The organism is Haloferula sp. (assembly GCF_049672945.1).
Lineage (GTDB): Bacteria > Verrucomicrobiota > Verrucomicrobiia > Verrucomicrobiales > Akkermansiaceae > Haloferula.
In genome coordinates this window covers 1-6,446 of record NZ_JBATWY010000102.1, presented here as the reverse complement: position 1 = coordinate 6,446, position 6,446 = coordinate 1, and the positions used below count along the sequence as shown (strand labels likewise).

Annotated in this window: 5 protein-coding genes; all 5 read right to left on the bottom strand. The window is 59.8% G+C overall.

From position 1 onward, the window contains the following. Positions 1–190: 190 nt before the first annotated feature. Entirely contained in the window at positions 191–1,276 is a 1,086-nt protein-coding gene (locus WBG04_RS09140; protein WP_424314106.1) for a succinylglutamate desuccinylase/aspartoacylase family protein, read from the bottom strand. Positions 1,277–1,286: 10 nt separating this feature from the next. After that, on the bottom strand, positions 1,287–2,192 hold the full coding sequence (gene rimK / locus WBG04_RS09135; RefSeq protein WP_424314105.1) for a 30S ribosomal protein S6--L-glutamate ligase: 906 nt from the start codon (positions 2,190–2,192) through the stop codon (positions 1,287–1,289). A 91-nt stretch (positions 2,193–2,283) separates the two neighbouring features. Then, positions 2,284–2,886, bottom strand: coding sequence for a class I SAM-dependent DNA methyltransferase (locus WBG04_RS09130; RefSeq protein WP_424314104.1), 603 nt, complete (start codon positions 2,884–2,886; stop codon positions 2,284–2,286). Positions 2,887–3,022: 136 nt separating this feature from the next. Then, positions 3,023–4,864 (bottom strand): phosphoenolpyruvate carboxykinase (GTP), encoded by a 1,842-nt coding sequence (locus tag WBG04_RS09125; protein WP_424314103.1) that lies wholly within the window; start codon positions 4,862–4,864, stop codon positions 3,023–3,025. A gap of 88 nt (positions 4,865–4,952) precedes the next feature. Further along, positions 4,953–6,326, bottom strand: a complete 1,374-nt coding sequence (locus WBG04_RS09120) for an apolipoprotein N-acyltransferase (protein ID WP_424314102.1) — start codon at positions 6,324–6,326, stop codon at positions 4,953–4,955. Between the last annotated feature and the right edge of the window lie 120 nt (positions 6,327–6,446).

The window sequence follows — 6,446 nt, the reverse complement described above, 5'->3', positions numbered from 1 at the left end:
GTTGTGGTAAACCAATTTATAGACCCCGAATTTCGGGCATGGGAGGCATATTCGCCTCTCATGCCTTTTTCCTAACAACCTTCAAGCCATACAGCGCCTAGGATCGGCGCTGTGGGACAGGCTCTAGGTACCTTTGTTGGACATGGTTTTGATTCGCCGACTAAAGTCAGCGGTCCGGGCGTTTGGGGTCCTACACCACCGTATCCTGAATCGAGTCGTAAGGTACCGGGTGGTCGTCGGTGTCGGCATTCAGTGAAGGGAGGGCTTCGCTGGTTTGAGCGATGCGGTCTTCGGCGGAGTCGAGTTGACTGGTGAGCGCGATGTGGAAAAGGCCGTCTCCTTCGTCGGCGGTGGCGTCGTTGGTGCGGCCGATGACGATACCCGAGCGGCTGCAGATGACTTCCGTTTCGGCAGAGCCGTAAGGGTCGGCGATGAAGCCGAGCACGCCGCCTTCGTTGACGACCTGGCCGAGGGGAGCGAGTGGGGTGAAGATGCCACCGCGGGGAGCTCGTTCCCAGTAGCTTTTCGTCGAGATGATGGGCGTGGATTTTGCGCGGCTGGACTTGGTCTTGGAGGAGAGCATTTCCATCTGGCGCATGACTGAAAGCACGCCTTGAACACCGAAGCGGATGGACGGGGTGTCGAGCCGCAGGGCTTCGCCACTTTCGAAAAGGAGGATGGGTTTGCCGAGATCGCGGCAGGTTCCGCGATAAGAGCCGTCGCGCTTCGGGGCGGAAAGAATGACGGGTGGGGCGAAGGACTTCGCCAGCTTGAGTGCTTCGGCATCATCGACGGTGATCCGAATTTGCGGAAGGTTGGGTCGATTGACGGCACCGGTGTGGAGGTCGATGGCGACGTCGCAAAGTGGGAGGATTTCCTGGCTGAGGACCCGCGCGAGGCGCGAGCCGAGGGGGCCGGTGGCGGATCCGGGGAAGAGACGGTTGAGGTCGCGCCGGTCGGGCATGTAGCGGGTGCGGGTGACGAAGCCGGGCCGGTTGACGATCGGGATGGCGATCAAGGTGCCTTTGAGCTGCTTGATGGCCGGGGTGCGGAGGATGCGACGCACGACTTCGGCACCGTTGTATTCGTCGCCGTGGATGCAGGCGGTGAGAAGCAGGCAGGGGCCGGGTGTTTTTCCGTGGACGACGATGGTTTTGAGAACCAGGTCCTCGTGGGTCAGGAAACTGCCGACGGACAGGGAAATCTCGGCGCGTTGCCCGGCCTCGACCCGGTGTTCTCCGAGGATGAAGGGCGGGTTCTTATCCTTTCTTGGCATGGCGGTAAAGCTAGCCTTTGCCGCGGGTCTTCGTCGTCGATGATGCCGCGTGCTTGGCGATGAAATTGATGATCGTGCCGGCGATGTTTTTGCCAGTGGCGTTTTCAATGCCTTCCAGTCCCGGTGAGGAATTGACTTCCATGATGACCGGTCCGTGATTCGAGCGAAGCAGGTCGACACCGGCGACGTTGAGTCCCATGACACGTGCGGCGCGGGTGGCGGTGGAGCGTTCTTCGGGAGTGAGTTTGATTAGTGTGGCCGATCCGCCACGGTGCAGGTTCGAACGGAATTCGCCTTCCTTGCCTTGGCGTTTCATGGCGGCGACCACTTTGTCTCCGACGACGAAGCAGCGGATGTCGGCACCGCCGGCTTCCTTGATGAATTCCTGGGCGAGGATGTTGGCGTTGAGGCCGCGGAAGGCTTCGATGACGGACTCGGCGGCGGACTTGGTTTCGGCGAGGACAACGCCGACTCCCTGGGTGCCTTCGAGCAACTTGATCACGATCGGGGCACCGCCGCAGAGTTTGATCAGGTGACCGGTGGCTTTGGTATCGTGGGCAAAGGCGGTGACGGGAAGGCCGATACCCTTGCGAGCGAGAAGTTGGAGCGAGCGGAGTTTGTCGCGTGAACGTGAAATGGCGACGGACTCGTTAACCGAGTAGGTTCCCATCATTTCGAACTGCCGGACAACGGCGGTGCCGAAGAAGGTGTGTGAAGCACCGATACGTGGGATCACGGCATCGAAGTCCTTGAGCTCCTGATCACCCTTGAAAATGCTGGGCCGCATGGAAGCGATATTCATGTGGCACTTGAGGTAGTCCACGACCTCGACCTGGTGCCCCAACTCGGCGCCGGCTTCGACGAGGCGTTGGGTGGAGTAGAGTTTCGGGTTTCTAGAGAGAACGGCGATCTTCACAGGAATTTCGGGAGTGAGAGTCAGGCGAGCAAGAGACGCGAAGGGCTATAGGGACGATGGAAATCGGGTCAACGGAATTCGCGAGGGTCGATCAAAGCTTGCGGGCTGCCATGGCGAGACGGCCCTTGTTCCGTCCGCCGCTTGGTTTTTCCAGGAGGGAATTTTTGATGATCTCGAAGCCGAGTGAGGTGATGAGGCGCAGCGTTTCCTCGGGAGGATGGGCGTCGTACGAAAAGACTTCGCCGAACATGGTATCGGTGAAGGCTTCGTTGGCGGATCCACCGGAGGTGAGTAGGAAGAGCGAGCCAGGGCTGAGGGCGGCGGCGACACGGCGGAAGATGGATTCGTGGTATTTGCGATCAATGTGGAAAATTGCGTCCCAGCAGATGACTCCGTCGAAAGGTCCAGGGAGCGGGGATTCCTCCTCGATTCGACGGGACTCAAAGTGTGCTTCGGGGAGATGACGGCGCGCGATTTTGAGGAGCTCAGTGGAGGCGTCGATGCCATGGATGCGGTGCCCTGCTTCGTTGAGGAGGACGGCATTGGGGACGCCGGTGCCACAGCCGAGGTCGAGGATCAGGGAATTGGGCTCAAGGGAATTCAGCAAGAGCTCAAGGTAGGCCTTTTCGCCCGGACGGAAGTCCTTGCGGATGGAATCCCATTGAGAGGCAATACGGTCGTAGGGCGCGGGCATGATTTCGGACGGGAGAAAAGGGCACGATGTTTCATCGCTTGAGTCACGACAAGGAGGGAGAAGTCGTGGGGCATAAAAAAGAAGGAGGATGCATTGGCATCCCCCTTCTTGAGTAACCACAACTATAGCCAGGAAATCACATCAGGCGGGCAGCGAGCAACTCGCGTTGGAAGACGAGTTCCTTCGGCATCAGGTCATAAAGTTTGAGGAACAGTTCGCCTTGGCTGAGGATCTCTTCCTTCCACTCTTCGGGATTGTAGGCCATGCAGGCGTCGAATTTTGCTTCGTCGAAACCTTCGAGCCCTTCGGCGTCGAAGTCTTCCCAATGTGGAGTCCATCCGATCGGGGTCTCGTGTCCTGCGACCTTGCCTTTGCAACGGTCAACAATCCACTCGAGGACGCGCATGTTTTCGCCGAATCCCGGCCACAGGAACTTGCCGTCTTCGCTGAGGCGGAACCAGTTGACGTGGAAGAAGCGAGGCAGGTTTTTCACCTGGCCGCGCATGTCGAGCCAGTGGTGGAAGTACTCGGCCATGTTGTATCCGCAGAACGGCAGCATGGCCATCGGGTCGCGGCGGACGCCGGCTTTCAGGCCGATGGCGGCTGCGGTGACTTCGGAGCCCATGGTGGCACCGACGTAGACGCCGTGTGACCAGTTGAAAGCCTGATAGACGAGCGGCATGGTCGTTGGGCGGCGGCCACCGAAGATGATTCCGGAGATCGGAACGCCTTCAGGGTTCTGCCACTCGGGGTCGATTGTCGGGCACTGTTCGGCGGGAGCGGTGAAGCGGGCATTCGGGTGAGCGGCGAGGACGCCGTTCTTGCCGTCTTCGGGCGTCCAGTCGTTGCCTTTCCAGTCGATCAGGTGAGCGGGTGGTTCCTTGGTCATGCCTTCCCACCACACGTCGCCGTCATCGGTGAGTCCGACGTTGGTGAAGATCGCGTTCTCGAGCATCGAGTCCATGGCGATCGGGTTGGTGGCGTAGGAGGTGCCCGGGGCGACGCCGAAGTATCCGGTTTCCGGGTTGATGGCGTGAAGGGTGCCGTCTTCGTGCGGCCACATCCAGGCGATGTCGTCACCGACGATGGTGGTTTTCCAGCCAGCCTTCGCATACTTCTCGGGAGGGATGATCATGGCGAGGTTGGTCTTTCCGCAGGCACTTGGGAAAGCGGCGGAGACGTAGGTTTTTTCCCCTGATGGAGAGGTCAGGCCGAGGATCAGCATGTGTTCGGCCATCCAGTCGTGTTCGCGGGCGATGTTGCTGGCGATCCGCAGGGCGAGGCACTTCTTGCCGAGCAGGGCGTTGCCGCCGTAGCCGGAACCGTAGGACCAGATCTCGCGGGTATCCGGGAAGTGGGAGATGTATTTGTCTTCGTTGCATGGCCAGGCGGAGTCTTCCTGGCCGGGTTCGAGTGGTGCTCCGACCGAGTGAAGGCAGGGGATGAAGTTTCCGTGACCGTCGCGGCCGGTATTGACCTCACCGGCGGCTTCGCCTTCGAGGCGATCGAGGACTTTTTTGCCGACGTGGGCCATGATCCGCATGTTGACGACCACGTAGGCGCTGTCGGTGATTTCGACGCCGATCTTGGCGAGGGGCGAATCCGGAGGACCCATGCAGAAGGGGATCACGTACATGGTACGTCCCTTCATGCAGCCTTCGAACTTCGGCGTTAGCAGTGCCTTCATTTCGTGAGGGTCCATCCAGTTATTGTTAGCACCGGCGGCACCCTTGCGGCGTGAGCAAATGTAGGTCCGGTCTTCCACGCGGGCGACGTCGGACGGCGCTGAACGGGCGAGGAATGAGTTTGGACGCTTTTCGGGATTAAGACGGGTGAAGATCCCCTTGTCGCAGAGGAGTTGAGTGAGGCGGTCCCACTCTTCCTGGGAACCATCGGCCCATTCGACTGCATCAGGTTGGCAGAGGGCGGTCATTTCCTCGACCCAGGTGGCGAGTTTCTTGTGGCGGGTATTACTCATAGCGGTGACATATCAGCGGTCAGACGCCCGACTGGCAATGCGATCCGAGAATATGATCGGAATTGAGTTGGATTCGCGGAAGTGAGTTTCAGTTCGGAATCGTAGGGCGCTTGGCATCCCGGCGCTGGATCACGACCGCCGCGAGGGCCATCAGTCCTGCGAGGAGCGCGCAGGCTGGTCCTAGCAGCCAGCCGAAGCGGGTGTAAAAGGTCAGGGTCGATAGCGGCCTGATCTCGCCATGCAGGACGCCCGGTTCAAAAAGAGGGAGGGAGGCCCGACGGTTCCCGCTGGGATCGATGATTTGAGTGAGTCCCGAGCTGGCAGCGACAACCATCCATCTTCTGTTCTCGGCGGCCCGGTGCCGGAAGAGTTCGGCGTGTTGAAGATGCTGTCGCGTGGTCCAGTGCTCGGCATCCATGCTTGGGATGAGCAGCATTTCGGCGCCGTTTGCGACCGCCCGTCTGGGGACCGCGGCATAGTCGTTGTCGAAGCAAATCGGGGTGGCAATTTTGCCGATGGGCGTCGGCCACGCTGGCGCTTCTTTTCCGGGCTCGCCATCGTCGAAGAAATGCACGGGGCGGTTTTTATTGTGCGTTCCAAGAATCCTGTCTTGCCCGACGATGATCGCGGTATTCGACCAGGTGTTGTCGGCATGTATCGTCATGCTGCCGACGATGAGAACCTCCGCCTCCTTTTCCTGCATCAACTCGCGGATGCGGGCGAGCTTGTCGGGATGCTCGCGCAGGTCGAAGCTCAGCGCGTACTCTGGCCAAATGATGGCTTTGGTCGGTTTTGAAATGGATGCGCTGAGATCCATGTATTCGTCGAAGCTGAGTGTCTCACCCTGAATGGCGGAGACTTGTAGCGAGGTGTCTTGATATTTGTCCCCGCTGGAATTGAATGCGATGGCGAGTGCGATCATGATGAGCGCTACGACTCCGGTGATGCGGCACTTGTTGTTTCGTGAAACGAGCCAAGCTGTCGCCAGAATCACGAGCAGGGAGATGCCGTAGACTCCGATGAGCGGGGTGAGCAAGTTCGGCGGCAGGGCGGTGCCGGGAGTGATCCAGGGAAAGCGCAGCGTGAACCATTCACTGCGGAAATACTCGATGCCTGCCCAAAGAATGCCGGCCAGCATCCCGGTGAGCCAAGCTGAGTTCGAGGGACGATCCAGGGTATTGAAGATCATCGCGAAGAACACGCTGAACATCGCCAGAATGAAGTGCAGCAGGAAGGCCATGGGGCCGAAGATTTCGACCAGCCAGATGAGCGTCCCGCTGAAGAGCAGCATGCCGTGAAGGAGCCCAATGAGGAGGGCGGTTTTCGGGCCGGCACCGCGCAGAGCGAGGAAAAAGGGAAGCCAGGCCATGAGCGCGAGCCACCACCAGTGAAGGGGAGGAAACGAGACGATGGCCAGAATGGCACTCGCGAGGGTGAGGGCGAGGCGGGTGGGCAGGTTCACCTCACTTTGATAACAGCTTCGCGGAGCGAGGGCAAATAGGGGAGCGATGGGTACAAGAAACGGCGGCGATCCTTGAGGGGAAAGGATCGCCGCCGCATTGAAATTGGGCCGCCTTCGATT

Excerpts from the sequence above, each read along its gene's own strand:
- WBG04_RS09140 (WP_424314106.1), bottom strand. The coding sequence starts at position 1,276 with ATGCCAAGAAAGGATAAGAACCCGCCCTTCATCCTCGGAGAACACCGG.
- WBG04_RS09130 (WP_424314104.1), bottom strand. The coding sequence starts at position 2,886 with ATGCCCGCGCCCTACGACCGTATTGCCTCTCAATGGGATTCCATCCGC.
- WBG04_RS09125 (WP_424314103.1), bottom strand. The coding sequence starts at position 4,864 with ATGAGTAATACCCGCCACAAGAAACTCGCCACCTGGGTCGAGGAAATG.